Annotated in this window: 18 protein-coding genes; all 18 read right to left on the bottom strand. The window is 58.6% G+C overall.

The window, feature by feature from the left end:
- Positions 1–4 precede the first annotated feature (4 nt).
- Entirely contained in the window at positions 5–910 is a 906-nt protein-coding gene (locus QNI81_RS13595) for a hypothetical protein (protein WP_283966845.1), read from the bottom strand.
- Positions 910–5,724, bottom strand: coding sequence for a hypothetical protein (locus QNI81_RS13590; RefSeq protein WP_283966844.1), 4,815 nt, complete (start codon positions 5,722–5,724; stop codon positions 910–912). Before QNI81_RS13590 ends, QNI81_RS13595 begins: the two co-directional genes overlap by 1 nt.
- Positions 5,725–6,003 carry a hypothetical protein gene (locus tag QNI81_RS13585; RefSeq protein ID WP_283966843.1) on the bottom strand — a complete coding sequence of 93 codons (279 nt, stop codon included), beginning with the start codon at positions 6,001–6,003 and terminating at the stop codon, positions 5,725–5,727.
- Between the two features lie 38 nt (positions 6,004–6,041).
- Entirely contained in the window at positions 6,042–6,410 is a 369-nt protein-coding gene (locus QNI81_RS13580) for a hypothetical protein (RefSeq protein WP_283966842.1), read from the bottom strand.
- A 3-nt stretch (positions 6,411–6,413) separates the two neighbouring features.
- Positions 6,414–6,857, bottom strand: a complete 444-nt coding sequence (locus QNI81_RS13575; RefSeq protein ID WP_283966841.1) for a phage tail protein — start codon at positions 6,855–6,857, stop codon at positions 6,414–6,416.
- 48 nt (positions 6,858–6,905) lie between these two features.
- Positions 6,906–7,268, bottom strand: a complete 363-nt coding sequence (locus QNI81_RS13570; RefSeq protein ID WP_283966840.1) for a hypothetical protein — start codon at positions 7,266–7,268, stop codon at positions 6,906–6,908.
- Entirely contained in the window at positions 7,265–7,738 is a 474-nt protein-coding gene (locus tag QNI81_RS13565) for an HK97-gp10 family putative phage morphogenesis protein (protein WP_283966839.1), read from the bottom strand. The genes QNI81_RS13570 and QNI81_RS13565 overlap by 4 nt, the downstream gene beginning before the upstream one ends.
- The gene (locus QNI81_RS13560; protein WP_283966838.1) at positions 7,738–8,073 is read right to left on the bottom strand and encodes a head-tail adaptor protein; all 336 of its coding nucleotides are present in this window, start codon (positions 8,071–8,073) and stop codon (positions 7,738–7,740) included. The genes QNI81_RS13565 and QNI81_RS13560 overlap by 1 nt, the downstream gene beginning before the upstream one ends.
- Positions 8,073–8,639 carry a head-tail connector protein gene (locus tag QNI81_RS13555; protein ID WP_283966837.1) on the bottom strand — a complete coding sequence of 189 codons (567 nt, stop codon included), beginning with the start codon at positions 8,637–8,639 and terminating at the stop codon, positions 8,073–8,075. The genes QNI81_RS13560 and QNI81_RS13555 overlap by 1 nt, the downstream gene beginning before the upstream one ends.
- 9 nt (positions 8,640–8,648) lie before the next feature.
- A complete protein-coding gene (locus QNI81_RS13550) occupies positions 8,649–9,932 on the bottom strand; it encodes a phage major capsid protein (protein ID WP_283966836.1) in 1,284 nt (427 codons plus the stop codon).
- Between the two features lie 72 nt (positions 9,933–10,004).
- The gene (locus QNI81_RS13545) at positions 10,005–10,598 is read right to left on the bottom strand and encodes an HK97 family phage prohead protease (RefSeq protein WP_283966835.1); all 594 of its coding nucleotides are present in this window, start codon (positions 10,596–10,598) and stop codon (positions 10,005–10,007) included.
- Positions 10,599–10,609: 11 nt separating this feature from the next.
- The gene (locus QNI81_RS13540) at positions 10,610–11,902 is read right to left on the bottom strand and encodes a phage portal protein (RefSeq protein WP_283967889.1); all 1,293 of its coding nucleotides are present in this window, start codon (positions 11,900–11,902) and stop codon (positions 10,610–10,612) included.
- The gene (locus QNI81_RS13535; RefSeq protein WP_283966834.1) at positions 11,902–13,737 is read right to left on the bottom strand and encodes a terminase large subunit; all 1,836 of its coding nucleotides are present in this window, start codon (positions 13,735–13,737) and stop codon (positions 11,902–11,904) included. Before QNI81_RS13535 ends, QNI81_RS13540 begins: the two co-directional genes overlap by 1 nt.
- Complete coding sequence (locus QNI81_RS13530; RefSeq protein ID WP_039983245.1) at positions 13,734–14,213, bottom strand: P27 family phage terminase small subunit; 480 nt, start codon at positions 14,211–14,213, stop codon at positions 13,734–13,736. Before QNI81_RS13530 ends, QNI81_RS13535 begins: the two co-directional genes overlap by 4 nt.
- Positions 14,214–14,356: 143 nt before the next feature.
- Complete coding sequence (locus QNI81_RS13525) at positions 14,357–14,602, bottom strand: HNH endonuclease (RefSeq protein WP_283966833.1); 246 nt, start codon at positions 14,600–14,602, stop codon at positions 14,357–14,359.
- A 422-nt stretch (positions 14,603–15,024) separates the two neighbouring features.
- The gene (locus QNI81_RS13520; protein WP_283966832.1) at positions 15,025–16,077 is read right to left on the bottom strand and encodes a hypothetical protein; all 1,053 of its coding nucleotides are present in this window, start codon (positions 16,075–16,077) and stop codon (positions 15,025–15,027) included.
- Positions 16,074–18,239: an ATP-binding protein gene (locus QNI81_RS13515; protein WP_283966831.1), complete on the bottom strand. Its 2,166-nt coding sequence runs from the start codon at positions 18,237–18,239 to the stop codon at positions 16,074–16,076. Before QNI81_RS13515 ends, QNI81_RS13520 begins: the two co-directional genes overlap by 4 nt.
- The gene (locus QNI81_RS13510) at positions 18,239–19,519 is read right to left on the bottom strand and encodes a DNA cytosine methyltransferase (protein ID WP_283966830.1); all 1,281 of its coding nucleotides are present in this window, start codon (positions 19,517–19,519) and stop codon (positions 18,239–18,241) included. The genes QNI81_RS13515 and QNI81_RS13510 overlap by 1 nt, the downstream gene beginning before the upstream one ends.
- Between the last annotated feature and the right edge of the window lie 224 nt (positions 19,520–19,743).

The following is a 19,743-nucleotide window of genomic DNA, read 5'->3' as shown; positions in this document are numbered from 1 at the left end:
TCTCCTATTTGAGAGTTTTCAGGATGAGAGGAAAGACGGACTCGCCCGCCACATCGATGGGCTGGCTGTGATCATCCACAAACCCAAGCCCCTCGATGCCGTAGCCCGGCCCGTCGCCAGAGAGATAAAATGCGGTCGCCAACCCATCGACCTCGGCCACAATATCCATGACCCGCTGCGCCTGATGGGTGGGCACCAGGAGCGACAGATCCACCTTGCGGGTGGAGCCGCGCTTCACCAGGATCTCATTGCCAAAGTTGTCATAGCCTTTGCGGCTGTGACTGACGAAGCGAACACTGGGCAGGTTCAACACCCGCCCCAAAAGGTTGTTGCGCCCCAGCACAATATGACCCACCTCGGCCATGGCGCCATTGGCATCGATGGTGATGTCGATGCGGTGCCCGAGATACCCCGGAAAGCCGTTGACCACCTTCTGGCGGGCATAGACCACACCGCCAAAGAACCAGGTATAGGCGCTGACCACATGGCCAGTGTCGGCCATCTCAAAGCGCTGATCGTAAATCCGCAGCGCCCCGTCCCAGACCTCGATGCGCAGGCTGCCCGCCGTGAGGCCAAAGAGCGCAATCGCATCGCAATCCTGCGTGGGCACAATGGAATAGGTGATCTCATTGGCCTGCCGCGCCGGGTTGGAGCGGTTCTGATCAAAGGCCCGCCAGCGGTTGGTGACACTGAGCTCAAGCCAGGCACTGCCATCGTCAATGCGCGGATCCCGCCCGCTGTTGTCCTCGATGAGGCTTTCATAGATCCGATGGGTCTGCGTGGAGATCACCCGCGCCCCCGCCGCATAGACGGTCTCGGCCTGCCATTCCGGGTGATCGTTCTCTGGGACATTGGATGCCACCAGCTCCGCCTCGGTGACTTGCATGGGAGAGAGGATATTGAAGTCCATCAGCTCCGCTCCCCCGGCAGCCCCACCTCATCCCACCCATCCAGATGGGTGGCGATGCGATCCACCAACATGCGCACCACCTGACCCTGCGCCACCACATGGCGGGTCAGCTCTTCCACCCCCTTGGCCAGCGGGCGGTTGTCCAGCATGGCCACAGACTCGGCATGGCTGTGAATGCGCGAGGGGCCCGTGGTCTCGATCTCCCAGCCGCGCTCGCCGACAATGCGCGCACCACCCCGATGCGCGCCGCCGCGGGCAAAGGCCGGAATGCCGCCCAGCTCGCGCACCTGGGCGCGGAGCTGCTCCAGCGCCTTGCTGCTTTTGGCATGGCGCTTGTTATAGGCGGCGATCTGATCCTCCAGCCCGCCATCGGCCCAGAAGGCTTTTTTCCAACCGGCCAGATCCGCGCCCGATCCATAAGAGACCCAATCCGCATCATATTGAATGCGACCGGTCTCGGGATCCACATGCAGCTCTGCATCGCGGTTGCCACTGCGGCGCAGCGAGACGCCGGTGCGCTGCTCAAGTGCGGCGATCTGAGCAATGAGGCCCGAGGCCTCGCTGCGATCCTCGAGCCCCAGCGCCAAACCACGCCCCTGCGCCTGCAGTTTGGCGAGCTGCTGCTCGGCCTCTCGTGCGGCGCGATCCGCATCCACCGCATCGCGCAGCTCCGCCAGCATGCCCCGCAGCCGCTCCATCGGCTCCACCAGTTCGCCGGTGCTGTCGACAAGATCGGCAAAGACATCATCTGCCTCCAGCACCACGCCACCACCAAAGGTGAGCCGCCCGCTGCCTTCGCCACTGCCGATGAGATTGGCAATCTCGGTAAGCTGCGCCACCGTATTCGCCCCTTCGCCGGTGAGCGCCACATTGATGCGGCGCGATAGATTGGCGGATTTGGTCAGCACCAGGGCGCGGGTCTCTGGGTCAAGATCCTGCGCCAGATCCAGACGCAGGCTGCGCCGCAGATCCGCCGCCGTGGTCAGCGCCAGCGTGCGGGTGGCCTCATCCAGATCCGATCCCAGCACCAGATCCAGCGTTGCCACATGCTGCGAGAGCGCGTGAGTGGCAATCCAGCGATCCGCTGCGGTCAGATCATCCCGACGAATGATGAAGTCCAATGTGGTGCGTATGCCGGTGTCGGCCTGTTCGACCAAGGCGCGCAGCCAGTCCGGGGCGCTGTCATCCAGTGTCACCGCCACATCAAGCGCGCCCACCAGATCCTCATAGCTGAAGGCCTCGGCGCTCTCGATGGCGTCCTGCAGTGCTGCAAGCGAGCTCTCAAAGGCGGCCACCGTGCCATCCCAATCCTGCGCCAGCTCTTGCACGCCCTCGCTCAGCTCGGCCACCTGATCGCCGGTGAGGCTTTCCAACTGCAAGAATGTGCCCAGCGATGTGAGAAGCTCAATCTGCTGCTCATAAAGCCCCGCCAGCACCTCATCATTGCCCGCTTCCAGCTCTGCAATCCCCGCCGCAAAAGCGAGGCGACCCTGCACCTCGGCGGCAATGCGGCGATAATCAAGCTCTGTGCTGGCGGTCTCGCGCGCCCGGCGCAGGAAGGCGCGGGCCAGCTCCGGCAGGTCTGCCGCTGCCGCCATATCCCCCGCCTGCACCTTGGCAAAGGCCGCATCCATCCGGGCGCGCAGGATCGCCTCGGTCTGCCCACCGCTGGCCGCCGTGAGCTCGGTGTTGACCAGATCCGCCACAAAGCCGCGCAGGCTTTCTGCGGTGCGCCGCCAGGCCTGAGCCGCATCGCGCGCCTCGGTCACCATCTGTTGTGCGGCCTCGATCTGCACCCCAATCTCGCCGCCGATCTCTTGCGCCAGCCCCGCCAGTTCTGCGGTGAAGGCCCCGACCTTGGGCAGCACATCGCCAAGCGCGCCCGACAGGCGCAGCAGATCCGCATACAGCGCCTGGCCGCCCTCCGTGGTCAGATCGAGGCTTTCCACCAGGGCGCGAAAGCCATCGCGCGAGCTGGGCATGGCAATGCCGAGCGCTTCAAACTCTTCCTGCAGGCGGCGCATCAAGACCTCGCTGCGCTCCGCCTCGGTGTAAAAGCCGCTAAAATAGCTGGAGATCGCCACCGAGAAGGCATCAGAGCCACCAAAGGCCTCAAGAAGATCAGAGGCTAGATCGGCCCCCTCAAGCGAGACATCAAACTCGGCCCGGCCCAACAGATCCATGGCGTCATTGACGCGGGTCAGACTGCCCGAGAGACGCGAGAGGGTTTCCGTGGCGCTCTCACCGATCTTGGCAAATTCCTCCGTGCCCAACAGCAGCTCTGCCATCTGATCGCTGGCGTTCTCCATATGGGCGGCGAGCTCGCGCTGGATGTCTTCCTGGCTTTTGCCATTGGTGATGATCTCAAAGCTGGCCCCACGGAAGTCTTTCAGCGCCTCGATGGAAAGACCTAGAGAGCCGCCCATGCCCTCGAGGTGATCGCGCAAGGAGCCAAACTGCAGATCGAGGGCGCGGTCCAGCTCCGGATCCAGACCGCGATACTTGGTCTTGTTGCTGCGGAACCAGCCGCCTTTGTAAAAGTCAAAGGCGCTGCCCTCAAAGCCCGTGGCCCCAAAAGAGCCCCGGATGCCGGAATGTTTGTATTTGCGGCCAAAGGCCTTTTTGAGAAGCGCCACACCGCCCAGCACAATGCCCACCGCAGGCAGGGCGGCCCCAAGCGCGCCAAAGCCCCCGACGGACCCGGAGAGCAACCCACCGAGATTGGCAAAGCTCGAGCCAAGCCCACCACCGGAGAACACCCCGCCCAGACCTGAGGCTATGCCACCCAAGGCCCCCCCGCCGCCAAAGAGCCCGCCCAGACCTTTGCCCAGAAGCCCCGACAGAAGACCGCCGCCACCGCCAGCGCCGCCCCCAAAGAGGCCACCGCCCAGCGAGCCGCCCGCCGCCTGCGCGGTCGATCCGGCCCCTGTAAGCGACAGCCCCAGCGCAATGCGGATCTGGTTCTTGGCAAAGCTTGCGGCGAGATCCGCCAGCCCGCGCTTGGCGGCCTGTTTGATCCCATCCCACATGGAGCGGAAGTCGCGCAGACCATCGGCGATCCAATCACCAAAGGAGCGCGCCACGCCATCCACTGCCGTTGAAAGCGGACCCTCCAGCTCAGAACTCAGATCCCCCGCCGCCTCAGTGGTGGTCTGCAGGCTGCCCGCCACACCGCCGCCGGATCCGTCATCCAGCGTGTCATCCAAAGTGTTCAGCGTATTGGCCAGCGCATCTGCGCTGTCATCGCCCGCCTCAATGGCGTCATTGGCGCTGTTCATCTGGCCAGAGAGAGTGCGCATGGCCGCCCCGGCTTTCTCAAACCCCGCCGTGAGCTGGCCTGCTGCCTCTTTGCGCAACCGGATCACGCGCCCCTCAAGAGAGCTGGCCGCAAGATCCAGCTCCATCACCTTGTCGATGGCCTGATCGGAGGCATTGCGCAAACTCTGCTGCACCTCGGACAATCCGGGGAGCCCCCGCATCCCTTGCGCGAGCGTCCATAAGAAGTTGCCCCAATTTAGCGACAGATCCTGCAGCATGCGGGTAAAGCCCGCCTGCACCTGCGACCAGATTGCGGCCAGCGAGGGTTTGATCGCCGCCGCGCTGGTCTTGATGCCCTCCCAGACGCCCACCGCCAGCGTGCCAAGCGCTCTGAGCGCCGCCCCCCAGCCGCCGGTGGCCACCACCAACTGGTGGAACTTCATCGCCAGATAGCCAGCCCCCACCACCAGCGCGCCAATGCCGGTGGCAATCACCGCGCCGCGCAACAGCAGCAGCCCGCGTTGCAGGCCTTTTATGGCAAGGCTCGCAACCGCCGCTTTGGTCGAGGTGGCCCCAAGGGCGATTTCCAGCGCAATGGCCGATTTGGCCGCCGCCGCAAAGCGCAGCGGGGCCAGGGCCACCGTGGAGACCACAGCCCCCATCGCCACCGCCAGCGGGGCCGAGATCTTCAACATCAACCCCAGCGCCAGCGCCGCCGGACCCACCGCCCCGGCAATCAAGCCGGTGGTGGCAATGATGCGTTTGGTGCCATCGGACAGCCCATTGAACCAGCTCGCCAGATCCGCCGCACGGTCACTCAGCGATTGCAACGCCGGGGCCAGCGCCACGGTCACCTGATTGGCGAGGCCGCGCCCGGCAAGGCTCATGCGCGACAGCGCGTCATTGGTAAGTTCGATCTGATCCGCATCCACCTCGGAGATTGCCACCCCAAAGCGGCTCACATCCTGCGCTGCGGTGCGCAGGGCGGCCCCATCAACGCGGGTGAAGATCAACCCCGCCCGGCTGCCAAAGAGATCCGAGGCCACCGCCGCGCGTTCAGCTTCTGGCACATACTCCGCCAATGCCGCTTGGATCTTTGACAGCCGCTGATCGAGCGGCAGCGCCTGCAGCTGTGCAGCACTGAGTTTAAGTCGCCCCAGTGCTTTGGCCGCAGCCCCGCTGCCACCCACCGCCTGGCTCAGACGTTTGGTGAGCTGCAATGTGGCCTGCTGCATCTCGCCCATGGAGACCCCGGAGAGATCTGCAGCGCGCTCGAGCACCTGCATCGAGGCCACCGTGGTGCCCAGCGATTGCGCCATCTTGGCTTGCGCATCGACGATCTGCAGGCTGGAGCGGATGGCCACCGCTGCCGCCCCGGCCATCGGCACCGTCAGGCCAAGCGCCATGCGACGCCCGGCGCGCTCCATATGCCCCGCCAGGCGCACCATGCGCCGCTCCACCGTGCCCATGGTGGCTTTGGCCCGCTTTGCGCCCGTCTCAAAGGCGGCGGAATCCATCGAGAGCACGCCGCGCAGCGCGCCAATTACTGCGGACATCTAAGGCCCTTTCTTGCTTTGGAAGTGCATATTCATCAGGCCTGCGCGCAGAGCGGCCAGCTCATGCGCAGGATCGCGGCTGCCTTGGCCCATCTGGGCCGAGGCTTTGGTAAAATCCGGCATCTTTTTGGGATTGTGGAAGGCGTGGCTCACCAGCACGCCCAGCTCTTGATTGAGCACCCGGCGCGCTTCCACCTGCGCATCCTTGGCCCGGATCCGCGCCCGGGTGATGAGATCGTATTCCTTGAAGGTCACGCCCTCAAAGCTGGCGTGGTGCAAGCCCAGCTCGCACCACGACGCATAAAGCGCGCTCCAGTCTACGCCCCCGCCGGGGGGCGGGCCTTTCCCGCTGTCGCCTCCCCATCACCGGTGCCGGGTGCATCACCCTTTGGGGGTGGGAAGGCTTTGGCGATGGCGTCGCCCACAAAGGGCACCACTTGACGCGCGCCGCCCGCCGCATCGACCAGCGCAATCGCCTCTTCGCGGCAGACGCCTGCACCATCCTCCAGCCCCGCCGCCAGCGCCGAGACCAGCAGGCGCACACCGCCCTTGCCCTGGATCAGATCATCCAGAAGCACATCAAAGGCGGTGCCGTTATTGTCTTCTTCAAAGCGCATCAGCGCGCCGGTGGTGAAGCGCAGTTTATGGGTGCTCTTGCCCTGCTTCAGTGTTGCTGCTGCAATCATCCCTTAGCTCCCTTTGGTCCAACTGATGAGCCCGGTGGGGCGCAGTTTGAGATCGGTCATCAGATCGCCCTCATGGTCGACCGCAGGAACCGAGGGGTTCACGAAGGCTTTGTAGGCAAAGATATCCCCCGTGGTGGCCTGACCCTCCATCTGCGGCAGCTTCACCCGGAAGAACACGGGCTTGCCTGCCGCCTTATAGGCCGCCGCCTGCTCATAGAGTTCGGAGGAATAAAAGCAGCTCAACGTGAGCTCGCTGGTATCGGTGAGGCCTACGCCCCACTCGCGCGACCGACCGGGGCTATCCAGCGAGGTGCGGTCCCGGTATTCCGGGTTTTCCTCGGGGATGCCCACGGTTTTACAGCCCTTGATGACGACAAATGTCGCCTCTTCTCCATCCGGGGACCATTCAATATCCGCCAGATCGCCTGCGATGACATTCTCTGCCATGGCTCGTCCTTTCATAAAGTGGTGGAAAGCGCCGGTTGCCCGGCCACATCAGGCGCGGTAGCGCACCTGCACATCCAGCATTTGCAGCCGGATCACATCACCGCCGGTCTCCACATGGGAATCCCGCCGGGTCAGCTCTTTGATGCGGATCACCGATCCGCCGCGATAGGTGGTGAGCGTGGTCGAGACCTCGCGGCCAAGGCTCAGCAACGCGCCATAGGTCTTGGCGGCAATGTTCACCTGCACCCGCGCTGTCTCGAGATCTGCGCGCCCCCGGAGCGAGTAGCGCGTCATCGTGGAGATCCGCTGCAGGGTGATACGAGGAAAGCCCACATCCCTGTCAAACGCGCCCCAGACCACCGGCACCCCCAAGACCTTCAAGAGATCCTTGACCTCGCGTTCCATGCTCATGCGCGCGCTGCTTTGCGCCGGGCCCGTTCCAGGCTTTTCTCGATCTCCGCCCAGACCTCGCGCTTGAGTGTCGCCAGCATCATGGCTTGGCTCGCGTCCCAAGCCGGGCGCAGGAAGGGCCGCGCCGGCATCGCCCCGGTGGCGCGTCCCGTTGAGCTTTGCACGCGGGGGCCGGTGCCAAACTCATAAAGATGCGCATGCGGGGCATCACCGCCATCTGGCTCAACCGGTCCCACATAAAGCAGCACCTTGCTGCGGCCCCGATCTCCGCGCGCCTCACGCGCCTGGCGGGCGGTCAGTTTAGCGGTCACCGCAATGGCAAAGGGCGAGGCCGCCTCGGCCATCTGCGCCACCGGTTTGAGGCTCTTCTTCATGGCGCGCCGCATCACCCCTTTGGCGGTGCCACGCGGCAGTGCTGCCAGCGCGCGCTCAATGTCGCCCGCGCCCTTGATGCGCATTTTGACGGTCATCAAGACACCTCCGGGATCTTCCAGGCGGTGATCTCGATCTCTCCTTTAAAGCCGCGCTGTTTGAGGCCGGTGATCTGCCAATCTGCGCCCTCAAACCGCAGCCGATGCGCGCCGGTGATCTGCACCATGGGCCCCGACCACAGCACCCGGAACCGCGCATCGCTGCGCTGTTCCACCGCCGCCGCCCGAAGCCGCTCGCCATCGCTCACCGGCTCATAGGCCGCCCAGCGATAAAACAGCGCGTCCCAACCGGTGACCTCTTCTTCGCCCGCATCATTCTCTGCGCGCCGCGCCTCAAGAAAGAGAATGCGGCGATCCCGTTCCGTGATGCTCATCACCGCCACCAGCTTTTATAGGGGGCCACCAGATGCGCGATCGACAGGGGCACCTCTGCCGGTTTGCCCTCCATGACCACCGGAGACCGCGCCTGATAGAGATGCGCAGCAAACAAGAGAATGGCATGACAGATGGGCTTGGGCACATCGGCAGCCGTGCCAAAGCCTGCGGTAAAGCGGATCTTGAGGGGCAGCGGGCAGCGCCCCGGGCGGGGCCAGTTGCGCGCCTGAACATAAGAGCGCCCGCCAAGCTCAAAGAGCTCCGGAGCTGCCACAACTTCCCAAGTTCCCGCAGGCGTATAGACCTCGATCTGATCCACCGAGGCCACCGGGCCCAGCATCAGCTCCACTGATCCACCAGCTCCGGGCACATGGGGAAAGCTCTGCTGCCAGACCTGATGCACCAGTGCGAGGCCCAGCTCGCCATCGTCGCCATCAAACTGCGCCACTGCCACATCCAGACAATGCTGCAGGTGGCCATCTTCTTCGCCCTCTTCCAGCCGCAGATGCGCGCGCAGTTGGGCGAGATCCACCGGCACCTCTGCCGGTGGGGTAAGACGCTCCATCGCCATGGCTCAGGCCGCTTTCATCTGCAGGACTTTGATGGCCTTGGTTTGCGCCGGGGCCCCATCGATGCGATGCACCCCCATGATGGCGAGGTTGGGGAAGAACTTCTCGCGCGCCACGCCAAGGAGCGGATTGCCCACTTTGCGCACGTAATATTCCGAGAAGTCCCCGTAAGCGATGGGCTTGGTGCCCGCGCCGATCTGCGCCATCGCCTGGTTAAACGACACAGGCCGCCCGTTGAGCGTGGCAGGCACGCCCTTGGTGACATCGCCATCGGACCACAGATAGCGGCCATTGCCATCCTTGAGCTTGCGCAGCGCCTTCACCGACTGGTCATGCATCTGGTAACGCACCTTGGGCCCACCGCGATAGGCCGGGTCTACAGAGTGCTCGAGATCCAGGATCTCATCAAAGGTGAGCGCATCGGTGGCAGTGGCCACATGGCCCACCGGCGCGCCGGTCACAAAGCCCAGAGGCTCATTGTTGCCGCTGCCGGTGGTGAGCCAGGCATTGCCCTTGCGCCCGATCCGCTCGCCAATCAGCTTGCCCAGAAGTGGTTCAAAGCCAAAGGCGGAATCCTGCGCCAGCTCAAAGGACCATTTGATCCAGGGCGTGGCCAGCGCATAGGCCAGCAATGTGGTCTTACCAAGCGCAATGTCACCGCTGTCGTCGTCCTTGCCCTCATCGCCCTCGCTGTGCGGTTTGGCCTCCTGATCGGTGTCATCCACCGTGGGCAGATCAAATGGCGCGCCATTGGCGAGGTTGATCTCCGTGGCGATCTGCCCATCCATCATCGGGCCATGGGCGGCAGCGGCCACATTGATAAAGCCCGCCAATGTGGTGGGCACCAAAAAGCCACCCTGCGCGCCGGTGCCTGCGTTTTGCGCCCGGTCTTCGCGGTAGCCCCGACGCAGGGCATCACGTGCTTCACGGTCCAGCTCCGACAGATCGGCCCCGGTGGCCAGATACAGCCGGAAGGCCTCGCGGTATTCTTCGCTCACATCCGCGTCGGGCTGATGGCGGGTCTCGTCTTGACCCGGACGGCGGCTCTCGCGCTCTGCACGCTCTTCCTGCTCGCGGCGTTCCTCGGCCTCGCGCTGCGCTTTTGCCGCTCGCTCTTCGCGCTCGGCCTCTTTGATGAGACCGTCATATTGATCCATCATCGCGTCGAACTTGTCATTGGCGGCGCGCGCCTCTTCCAGCGGTGTTTTATCGGTGATCCCATCGCGCAGGCTGGTGGCCTCGGTGAGAAGGGTTTGCGCCTTCTCGCGCAGTTCTTTGATCTTGCTCATGATATCCTCATTGGATGTGGGGTGTGCGCTTGCCCAAGGCGCGGCATGGAAAAGGGCAGGACAAAGCGCCGATCAGCGCAGCCCGGACAGACGCCCGCGCATCTGCATCCGGCGGCGCACGCAGAGCGCGCTGCCGCCAAGAGCCGCCGCTTTGGAGCGAAGGCCAATCTCTGTGCCCTGATAGGCAGGGTCGGTGACAATCGAGACATCGAAGAGCCGCACCGAGCCGATGCTGCGCAACGGATGCGCGCCGCTCTCATCCCAGGTCTCTTTCTCGGCAATGAAGGCAAAGCTCATCTTGGAGAGATCGCCGCGCCGCATCTTGGGCAGGATCCGCTGTACATCGGGATCCTGCCGGTTCAGCTCCGTCTCCACCCGCAAGCCGCGCTGATCCTGCGACAGCATCAGCGTGCCGGAGCTGGTGCGCGCCAGTGGCAGGCCTTCATGGTCGATCAAAAAGGTCACATCATCGCGCCGGTCCAGCGCAGCGCTGAAGGCCCCGGCCTCCACCACCTCTTCCCAGCCCCATTTATCCAGCGGGCCGATGGCGGTGCGCTCGCCGAACACCGCCGCATAGCCCGTGACCGCCAGCGGTTTGTCTGTATCTTCGCGCAGCTCAATGGGCGCGACGGCGCAATAGCGCACCTCGCGTGTTGGATCGCTCATCCAAGCCTCCGTTAGTTTGTGTTGGTGTCCGCGTTGTCGTCCTGATCGTCAGGATCGGCATCGTCATCTGGCTCTGGTGCAACCGCGCCCTTGGCAAAGGCCTTGCCCGCCAGCTCAATCGGCACGGTTGCGCCCTGTACCAAAAGCACATCGCCCCCGGGCAGCGGTGCGCGGTTTTCCAGCGCGCGCCCCTCATTGGGGGTCATCAAGCCGTTCTGGATCGCTTTGACAATCGCCTCGATGCGGGTCTTGAAGTCACCCCGCATCATGCCGTCGAGGTTCAGTTTGACATAGCGTTTGGAGCCGCGCCCGAAGATCTTCAGCGTCAGCTCCTGTTCGAACTTCTTCACCCAGCGCCGCAGCGTGTGTTTGACCAGGTGAAGATCCTGATGCTCGATATTGTTGTAATTGCCCTTGCTGAGTTCCTGCAGGAACACTGGCGGCAGCTGATAGATCCGCGCCACTTGCCCCACCGCAAAGACCTGTACCGGGGTGAGCTGCATCTTTTCCGGATCATCGCCGAGCCGCTTCAGCTCATGTCCCGCTGGCAGCGGCAGCACCGGCTTGCCCTCATCCGCCGCCCGCCGCGTCACCCGCATTAGATCCGCCGCTGAGCGCATCATCTCCTTGGCCGCCTGGAACGGCCCCGTTAGCACATAAGGCGGCACGCCGTTCTTGCCAAAGACCGTCAGCGCATAGCGGTTGGCATTGAGCCCCTGGCGGATGGCGCTGGCGCAGGTCATCACCGGGTTATGGCTGCTCACATGATCCGGTTTGAGCAAAAAGGCGATGTCGATCACATCGCGCCCCGGGTATGTCTTCACCCGTCCCGAAGGCTCGCGATAGTCATAAAACAGCCGCCCCTGATCCTTGCGCACCGTGGTGCGGTGATACTCCATCGGAAACAGGTTGATCACACGCCCCTGCGCGTTGCGCTCAATGTAGGTATAGGCGCGCCCGGGGCCAAAGACCTCGGCAAAGAAGGTCTCGCGCCAGCTGAACGACGTGGTGCTGTCATTCACCGCCGCGCCCAGCACATCCACCACACCGCCTTTCAGCTTCTTGTCGCCACCTTCATCACTCGTGGTCTCAAAGACCTCGATGGGCAGACCGGCCATGGCCGCCGACAGGAAGTTGATCGCCGCCCAGACGCCCGGAAGCGACAGCGCCTCGCGCATGCTCACCCCTTCGCCCACCTCGCCTGAGAGCACTTGCGCAATCGCCGCCTCACCGCTGTCCACCACCTCGGCGCGCTGTTCTGGCAGGCCTGCGCCCTCGGCCGCCGCGCGCCTGCGCCACCCCATCAATCCCACAGCATATCCTCCAGAGAGTATTCCTCATCGCCCCAAGGCGAGTGTTCCTTGCCCGCCCGCTCGCGGCACAGCGCAATCCCCGCCGACATCGCCAGCGAGACCATGCCGTCGATGCGGCCATGGGCCTTTTCCTTGTCAAACATCCGGTGCCCGGTGCGGTTCTCCGCGTAAGTCACCGAGGCCGCCATACTGTCCAACAGCGGGTTCTGCGCCACGGTCTGGCGGGCGTCATAGATGGCGTTTTCCAGCTTGTTGATGGAATCCGGCATCCACAGATAGATCTCCACCTCTTGCCCCGGATTGGTGGGATCCGGCACCTTCTCCAGCACCCGCTTCTGAAAGCCCTGCGGATGTACCTCGGTGGGCAGCACCAGGCCTTTTTCCGTCAGACTGTCTTTGAGCCGCTCCAGCCCATACTGATCGCAGGCAATCACCTCGGGCTGATAGCGGGAGGTGAGATCCGCCAGCGCGTCGGCCAGCCACGGGTATTTAAGCCGATCCCCCGGCACCGCTTCGATGAACCCCTGCCGCACCCAGAGATCATAGGGCGCCTGATCGCGCGCCGCCCGCTCCATCAGCGTGCCCTCCGGTGTCCAGAACCAGGTCTTGGAGACCAGGCGCTCTGCATCCTTGGTGGCATCCAGCACCCATGTGAGCGTCAGCGCTGAGAAGTCGCGCACCTGGCTGAGATCCAGCCCGCCAAAGCAAGGGTAGCCCTGCGCGGTCAGCTCTTCGGGATCCACCTCGCCATGGCAGGCCACCCAAGCCTCGCGCCGGATCGCCGCCGTCACCGATTGCGTCCACTGGCAAAAATGCAGCCGCGCAATGCCGTTGCGCTTGCCCGGCATCATCTTGGCCTGGTTCACCACCTTGGTGAGATACTCCTCATCGATGGTGACGCCTAAAAGCGGGTTCACCTTCACCCAGCAGCTCGGATCATTCTCCCAATCATCGCCCTCATCCAGCGAGCAGATGAAGGCAAATGTGCTGTCATCCTCCACTGCGCCGGTCACCACATTGACGCCATGCTGGTGCTCTTCCCAGCATATCGATTTTTTGTCGGTGCCGGAGTTGGTCGCCATGCACAACAGCGGCTGTTTGCGGAACTTAAAGCCCCGCTCCAGCATATCGATCACATCCCGGTTCGGATGCTCATGCACCTCATCGGTGAGCGCACAATGGGGACGCGGGCCCGATTGCGCCTTTTCCGCCGAGAGCGGTTTGAACTTGCGCTTGTCGCCACTGCGCCCCCGGTAGGTCATCTGCCAGACAGGGTTCTCCCCTTGCTGCTGCACTGTCCGCTTCAGCACCGGCGATTGATCCACCATCGCCACCGCATCCTGGAACAGGATCCCCGCCTGGTCTTTCTTGGCCGCTGCCGCATAGATCTCGGCTCGAGGCTCGCCATCGGCCACCATCATGTAAAGGCCAATGCCGCCCAGCATCGGGGATTTACCGTTGCCCTTGCCTTCCTCATCGTAAAACCGCGTGAATCGCCGGAGCCACGCGCCGTGCTGGGCGCTGTATTTTTGCCAGCCAAAGAGCGAGCCGATCCGGAACGCTTGGCTTGGGTGCAACTCAAAGGGCCGCCCCTCAAACTGCCCGCCATTGAGCCGCAGCACCTGCGGAAAGAAGCGGATCGCTCGCAGCGCTGCCGCCAGATCCCATTTGAGCCCGCGTTTGGGCCCCTCCACCAGATCGCGCAAATGCCGCGCCGCCGCCGCCCGCACATAAGGCCCGGCCACAACCTCACCGGCCTCAACCGCTTGCGCCCAGGCTGTCACCGGATCCTCGCTGGCCGAGACCCGCACGCAAGATGCGCTCACGTCAGATAGCTCTCGGGCCCATTGGGATCGGCAAAACTGAACCCCATCTGTCCCGCGCCCGAGAGGCCCCGCTCCGCCGCTGGCGTCATGCCAAAGTCATTGGCCAGCCCACGGATCTGGCGGAAGGTCTCATTGAGCTGCGCCACCTCGGGCCGCGCTTTGATCTGCACCCCGTTGCGCGTCTCGCTCTCATAGGTCTCGCCGGTCTCTTCCAGTTCCAGCTCCAGACGTTCAAACCGCAGCACCGCTTTGCAGAGCTGTTTGAACATCATCACATTGCTGGGCTTCAGCCGATCCACGGTCGGATGACACAGCGGCAGCGCCAGCCGGTCAAAGGTCCAGCGCAGCTCGCCGGTCAGCCCCTCGGGCCGGATCTCCTCCAGGCGCATCCGCGCCCGCTCTTCCAGATTGTGAAGTGGTGCGCCCTCTTCTGCGAGGGCCACCACTTTTTCCTCTGCCGGTCTGCGCCCTCGCATATCCCGATCAACTCCTTGTTCATGTGGCTTTTTCTATTCAATTTCCACTTTGCACAGACAAAGGCTCCCCCTCCGGTTGCCAGTGCTTCCGGAATTCCTTCGAACCCTCCCCCCCGGGGTGGATTGGCAGCCGCCTCGCTACGTCAGCGGTTAGCAGGGTGCTGTGGATCCACCGGCCAGCCATCCGCGCCGCGCTCTTCAGAGTACCCGCGCGCCTCCAGCCGTTGTTTGTTCTGATCATGATCATCCGGGCACAGCGTCTGCAGATTGCCCGGATCCAAAAACAGCGCCGGATCGCCCCGATGCGGGATCACATGATCCACCACCAGGCGGCAGCGCTTTGGGTTACCCTGTCGTGTGCCCGACGCGGTCAGCGAACCATCGTTCAAGATCCCCCGCCGCAGACACGCCCGGCACAGCGGCTCCCGCGCCAGATGCTGAGGTCGCAGCCGACGCCGCCACGCCGACAGGTTGTACAAATGGTGATAATCGCTCCGTGCCGTCATACCATACCCCCGGAACGCAAAAGCGCCCGCCGGTTTCCCGTGGGCGCAATCAGTGATGATGCATATTTACTGGCATGCCGGTGACGGAACCGTCAAGGGGGCATGTGGGGGGAGATGTAGCAACCAAGTGTACGAAGCTGCTCTGTTAGCTCCAACACAGCTAAGAAGACTTTATTGCGGGATATACGTCTAATCCCTTAATTCTAATAGAAATCATATAATTATTACCAAAAGACGGATTTTGAAGTTAGGTATCAGATTTGAGTCGTTAGCATTCGAGTGGAGAGGTTAAAGATCATTTACAATTACTCCGAAGGTTGAGTAAGCACGGGCTGACCTTGCCTTCCGAAATAAGCGGAAAATCTAGCAACAATATCCTTAATGAATGCTGGGGATATTTGGAGCGATGGCGCACTAAAGTGATCGTTAAATTGACTCTTCGGAATTGAAGTCAAATTCTCAAAATCTAAATACCCCCCGTCAAAGAAATCAGTATTGGGGAGGAAATGATATGAACCCTTCGCGTTGCTAAGCAAGTTTTTCCTTAGAGCAGCTCGTCCTTTGCTATTATTTTTGCTTTCCGGCAACTCCTCATAACACTCCTCTAAAGCAGAAATTCGACACAACATGACTTTCCTTGCATTGAACTCTCCATCATGCCGCTTAGTAAGATCACACAGAGGCGTGAGAACTACGAAAAACTCACTGCGATCTTTAGCTCGCACCACACTTCCAGTACGCAAGCCTTCATCAACTGGCGGATGGATGTAAAACTCCTCAGGGAAACAATTCTCCTCTTCCATATCAACCATGCTAATTAAGTGGTTCATGACATGGCGCATTAATGCCCTTTCAGATCTCTCAGAATCTAATTGACCATATGCTTTCCATGCATTCTTCTGGCTAAGTAAATTATGTCTAAATACCTTACTCAGCGACTTCTCAATTATTCCTCGCCCACCCATTACCTTTGTTAATCCAGATGAGTGAACTTGATGAAAATCTTTGAGAATTTCGCTGTGTTCCGCGTCTCCTTTCTTTTTAACATCAATATGAACAAACTCACTGTCAGCTTCATCTGGAGTCCCAGTCAAAACAACAACTGGCATTCGAAAATTAGCCTTATCTAAAACTTCTAGAATTTTATTGCCTTCACCTCCTTGATCACCAAGTTTCATATCTATTACGGCACAGTCAAAACTACTGTCCAATTTATCTAAGGTGGCTTGTAGTGTATCAAACGCAACAACCGTAAAATTTGCTCCATTCTCGTGATTGAAGCGTGTAACACTTTGTTCGAACCCTTGGCGGTCACTAGGGTCATCTTCCACCAACAATAATTTTATCTCCAATTTCACTCTCCAGCCGTGGGTTGCAGCCTAAAGTACGCGCCCTCATCAGACACCAATACATTCAACTCAATGCCGTTTCTTGAAGCGGCTTCACCTGCGATCGCAAGTCCCAGACCAGTTCCACCTAATTTAGTCGAAAACTCCGGATCGAAAATAACTTCAGTTTCGATGAGAGCTTTACCGATACCTGGTCCATTGTCACGATAATCGACGAACAACAAATCTCCATCGGAAACTTCGAAATGTATGGAAATTGATGGATTTATTGTCTTCTTTTCATTCATCCAATAAATACTATTGTCTATTAAGTTTGTAAATATTGCATAAAAATCTTGCCGCCATCCAAAGAACTCATAATCACTTGGCCCCTCTATAGAAACTCGAACGCCAAGATCGCTTAGCAACCTCTCGAAAACTTTGAATGAGCCGGACAGCGCTTCAGAAATTTTAAACGAACGTGCTTCGGCTCGCTTACCCGCAGCCAATGGATCAAGTCTTTCAAAGAGCTTTACGAACACATCTGCATTGCTACCAAGATCTCTCGCAATAGGCAGTATATGATTTAGGTTTTCAGACGTTGGATCGCCTTCAAATATCTTTGACCAATAATCCAGATTCGGAACTTGGTTTTTAAAATAATTTAGAGGCCTTCGGCCCTCGTGAAGAACTACATTTACAATTTTTCCTAATGTGGCGTGCCCTTGGTATACTGCAACTGTTTGTCTAATACTTTCTGCCGCTTTATTCTTCGCAAGCATGTCATTTGCGAGTATATCAGAAATCTCTTTGGTAACAGATTCCCCTATACCGGCGCGCTCCAATCTCATTACTATATCAGAACGAACATGGTCGTCTGAAAACAATTTCTGAATATTCTTTTCGATCCTCGATTTCGGTTTTCCAAGCTCTAGTGAACGCCTTAGTGCAAATCTTCGACTTTCTAGTTCTGCAATAACTCTATTGGTAATCTCTATTAACCGCTTGTATCCCACATTTTCTTTCAATCCATCCCGAGCGCTCTTTTCGACCAACCCGGACTCTTCTTCGGACTCAATGTGCACGAAGCCAATAACTTGGTTGCTACCTATCTTTCTCGAAGGGTTTTGAATTCTTTGCTTATTAAGTTCTAACCAATCAAATTGAGCATCACCCAGCGGCCGAATTCTAAAACCGTTACGATAGACCCCTATCCCATTATTAAAGTTAAGCAGCTGTCGGGCTGCCAAACTCCCAAGATAGTTTCCATCTTTGTCCTTCAGGCCTCGGCTTATGATCTTTTCGATACCTTCTTTTTCCCGATCATATACACGGATATCAAAGTGAAGTGCCCCGCAAGATCCCTCGAGTGAATTTGAATAGTCCACCAAGAACTTTTCATCACTAGCATTATCAATTTTTTGCGTGGAGTAGGTAAGTGTACCTACACCGCTCTGGTCTATATGGCCTGAGATCATGTAGTCAAAAAAGTCTAAAATCGGAAAAGAATCGATTAACTCTGAAGAGTCTTCAACTCCTCTAAAACCAGAAATGCTCAATCGAATATCAAAATTTTCTTGCTTTAGTTTGCAGTGAGATACTGCGGCCGCCGGAGGCGTAAGTTTACGCAATTCATATTTCAATCTACGAAATTGCGCATCGTCCCACTCACCGAACCCAGCGCTACTACCCGTGATCGTTAGTTTAGTTCCGGGTGCGGAGCTTTGTTTTCGAGTCTCAATCAACAGTTCTACTTGATCTAGGTAATCCGCATTTGCAAATTCTTCCCATTCTACAAATACAGAGGTCGACTCTCCGCACTTTGTAGTGGTTTCCAATAGCAAATCATTTCCCAAAATGGATGCTGCGAAACGTCCGACACCCTTTCTGCCTTGCAGCACTCTTCCTGATGGGCTTTCTTTTCGTTTTAGCTTATCGTCTGTCGAAGGTACCATCCAACGCTCAATGACATCTTCTCTAGACATCCCATGGCCGCCATCTGATATGATTATTTTATATTCTTCGGTATCAGCATTCCCAATAAATTTTAATTCAACAAATTCAGAATCCGCATCGAATGAATTTTTAACTAACTCCACCACAGCGGCATATGGATCTTGAATTAGATCCCTGCCGATAGTAAGAATGTGGCGGCCTGCGGGTCTGATCGAAAATGCACTATCGTTACCCATCACCAGCTCCTTATCAGTGTGTTAGCGATTTTTTCGGACAGAATAACTGGCACAGCGTTTCCAATCTGTTTAAATGCGGAGGTGCGACTTGGTTTGCCGCTGGCGCTTTCGAAAAAGTAATCATCAGGGAAAGTTTGAATTCTTGCTGCTTCGCGCGGGGTTAGTGATCTATTTTGCGAAATATCTGGATGAATATAGTAGTTCCCATCTTTTGCAATATGAGCCACCACTGTATGAGAAGCCGGTAAGTCTGCAGCGACGACTTTGAAGCGATCCAGAAATGAATTTCTATTTTTGTGTGTCTTTAACCCCTCAGGGAGGTCATTGTAACTCAAACGCTCCCTTTTCTCGCTCCACCTTTTAACGACTTCAGTGAAAATCTCCAGATCCCTTGTGTTGTGTGGGCGAGCATCGTGCCAAGTGATACTTCCGCTTCCTGAGAGCAAACCACTTTCCACTAGCCAGTGGCTAGGTGCCTTCCTTATTTTGGTATTGTAAGGAGCTCCTTGGCCAGCATTTAACGGTGGCAAGTCACCAATCGCATCTTTGACTAAGAAATCCACTGGAACTTTATCTGGTTCAGGAAAGAAACCGTCATGCTTTCCCGCTTTCCCCACAAGTATTATTCTCCTGCGTTTCTGAGGTACCCCGTACTCATCTGCTGAAAGTACTCGAAACTCTATTGAATATCCAATCTCTCTAAAAAGAGAAATCATCATATCCAAGTAGCGGGTCCCATCAGTTTCCCGAGCGGTAAGGAGGCCTACGACATTTTCGAAAATGAATATCTGCGGCCTGTATCTTTTTAGAAATTCAGCATAATAAATAAATAAATAATTCCTTTTATCGCCCACCATTTTAAGTTGCGAGCGTGCTCGCCCGACAAGTGAATAGGCTTGACAAGGAGGCCCCCCGATAATTAGATCAATTTTTTGATTGCCAACCAAAGCATCAATTCGAGAGAATATATTATCGAGATTTTGCCTGCCAATAGTAGCGTTGATTATTGAAGATGGACCAAACTTGAAAGCTGAAGAGTATAAATGGTTTCTACTAATTTTGCCTGAGATATAAGAAGTGTAGGTTTCTAGTTCATCATGAGCTTTCAGAATGTGCATCGCTTCTCTAGTTTGCAGAGTGAACGCAGCTCCAGTGTCGGCCTCCACATGGGCGATGGGCATGAAGCCAGCTCGAATAAAACCTTCAGATAGGCCGCCAGCGCCGGCGAATAAATCCAGAAAATTTAAAGAGTTGTGTTTTTTTGTTGCTAAATCAAACATTAATGGCGGCGTGAGTGCTTGTTTCTAGTGATTTGACAGCCTTCTTATGGGCGTCACAGTCTGCCCATTTGATACTTGAAACGCTGGTTGAGTGCCACACAATATTCGATGGTTGGGCTTGTCGGGCGATGGTTGCCTAACGCATAGACAACCACCAGTGAGATATCGGCGCATGGGTGACCGCGACCCACTCCACTGTGACAGGATTGTAGGTGCCTGCGTTG

The organism is Tritonibacter sp. AK171, from assembly GCF_030127025.1.
Classification (GTDB): Bacteria; Pseudomonadota; Alphaproteobacteria; order Rhodobacterales; family Rhodobacteraceae; genus Epibacterium; species Epibacterium mobile.
The sequence above is the reverse complement of the archived record's forward strand: the minus strand, read 5'-3'. Positions and strand labels throughout refer to the sequence as shown.

Coding starts and splice junctions, on each gene's coding strand:
- QNI81_RS13595 (WP_283966845.1), bottom strand. CDS start 910: ATGGACTTCAATATCCTCTCTCCCATGCAAGTCACCGAGGCGGAGCTG.
- QNI81_RS13590 (WP_283966844.1), bottom strand. CDS start 5,724: ATGTCCGCAGTAATTGGCGCGCTGCGCGGCGTGCTCTCGATGGATTCC.
- QNI81_RS13580 (WP_283966842.1), bottom strand. CDS start 6,410: ATGATTGCAGCAGCAACACTGAAGCAGGGCAAGAGCACCCATAAACTG.
- QNI81_RS13575 (WP_283966841.1), bottom strand. CDS start 6,857: ATGGCAGAGAATGTCATCGCAGGCGATCTGGCGGATATTGAATGGTCC.
- QNI81_RS13570 (WP_283966840.1), bottom strand. CDS start 7,268: ATGAGCATGGAACGCGAGGTCAAGGATCTCTTGAAGGTCTTGGGGGTG.
- QNI81_RS13565 (WP_283966839.1), bottom strand. CDS start 7,738: ATGACCGTCAAAATGCGCATCAAGGGCGCGGGCGACATTGAGCGCGCG.
- QNI81_RS13560 (WP_283966838.1), bottom strand. CDS start 8,073: ATGAGCATCACGGAACGGGATCGCCGCATTCTCTTTCTTGAGGCGCGG.
- QNI81_RS13555 (WP_283966837.1), bottom strand. CDS start 8,639: ATGGAGCGTCTTACCCCACCGGCAGAGGTGCCGGTGGATCTCGCCCAA.
- QNI81_RS13550 (WP_283966836.1), bottom strand. CDS start 9,932: ATGAGCAAGATCAAAGAACTGCGCGAGAAGGCGCAAACCCTTCTCACC.
- QNI81_RS13545 (WP_283966835.1), bottom strand. CDS start 10,598: ATGAGCGATCCAACACGCGAGGTGCGCTATTGCGCCGTCGCGCCCATT.
- QNI81_RS13540 (WP_283967889.1), bottom strand. CDS start 11,902: ATGGGGTGGCGCAGGCGCGCGGCGGCCGAGGGCGCAGGCCTGCCAGAA.
- QNI81_RS13530 (WP_039983245.1), bottom strand. CDS start 14,213: ATGCGAGGGCGCAGACCGGCAGAGGAAAAAGTGGTGGCCCTCGCAGAA.
- QNI81_RS13515 (WP_283966831.1), bottom strand. CDS start 18,239: ATGGGTAACGATAGTGCATTTTCGATCAGACCCGCAGGCCGCCACATT.
- QNI81_RS13510 (WP_283966830.1), bottom strand. CDS start 19,519: ATGTTTGATTTAGCAACAAAAAAACACAACTCTTTAAATTTTCTGGAT.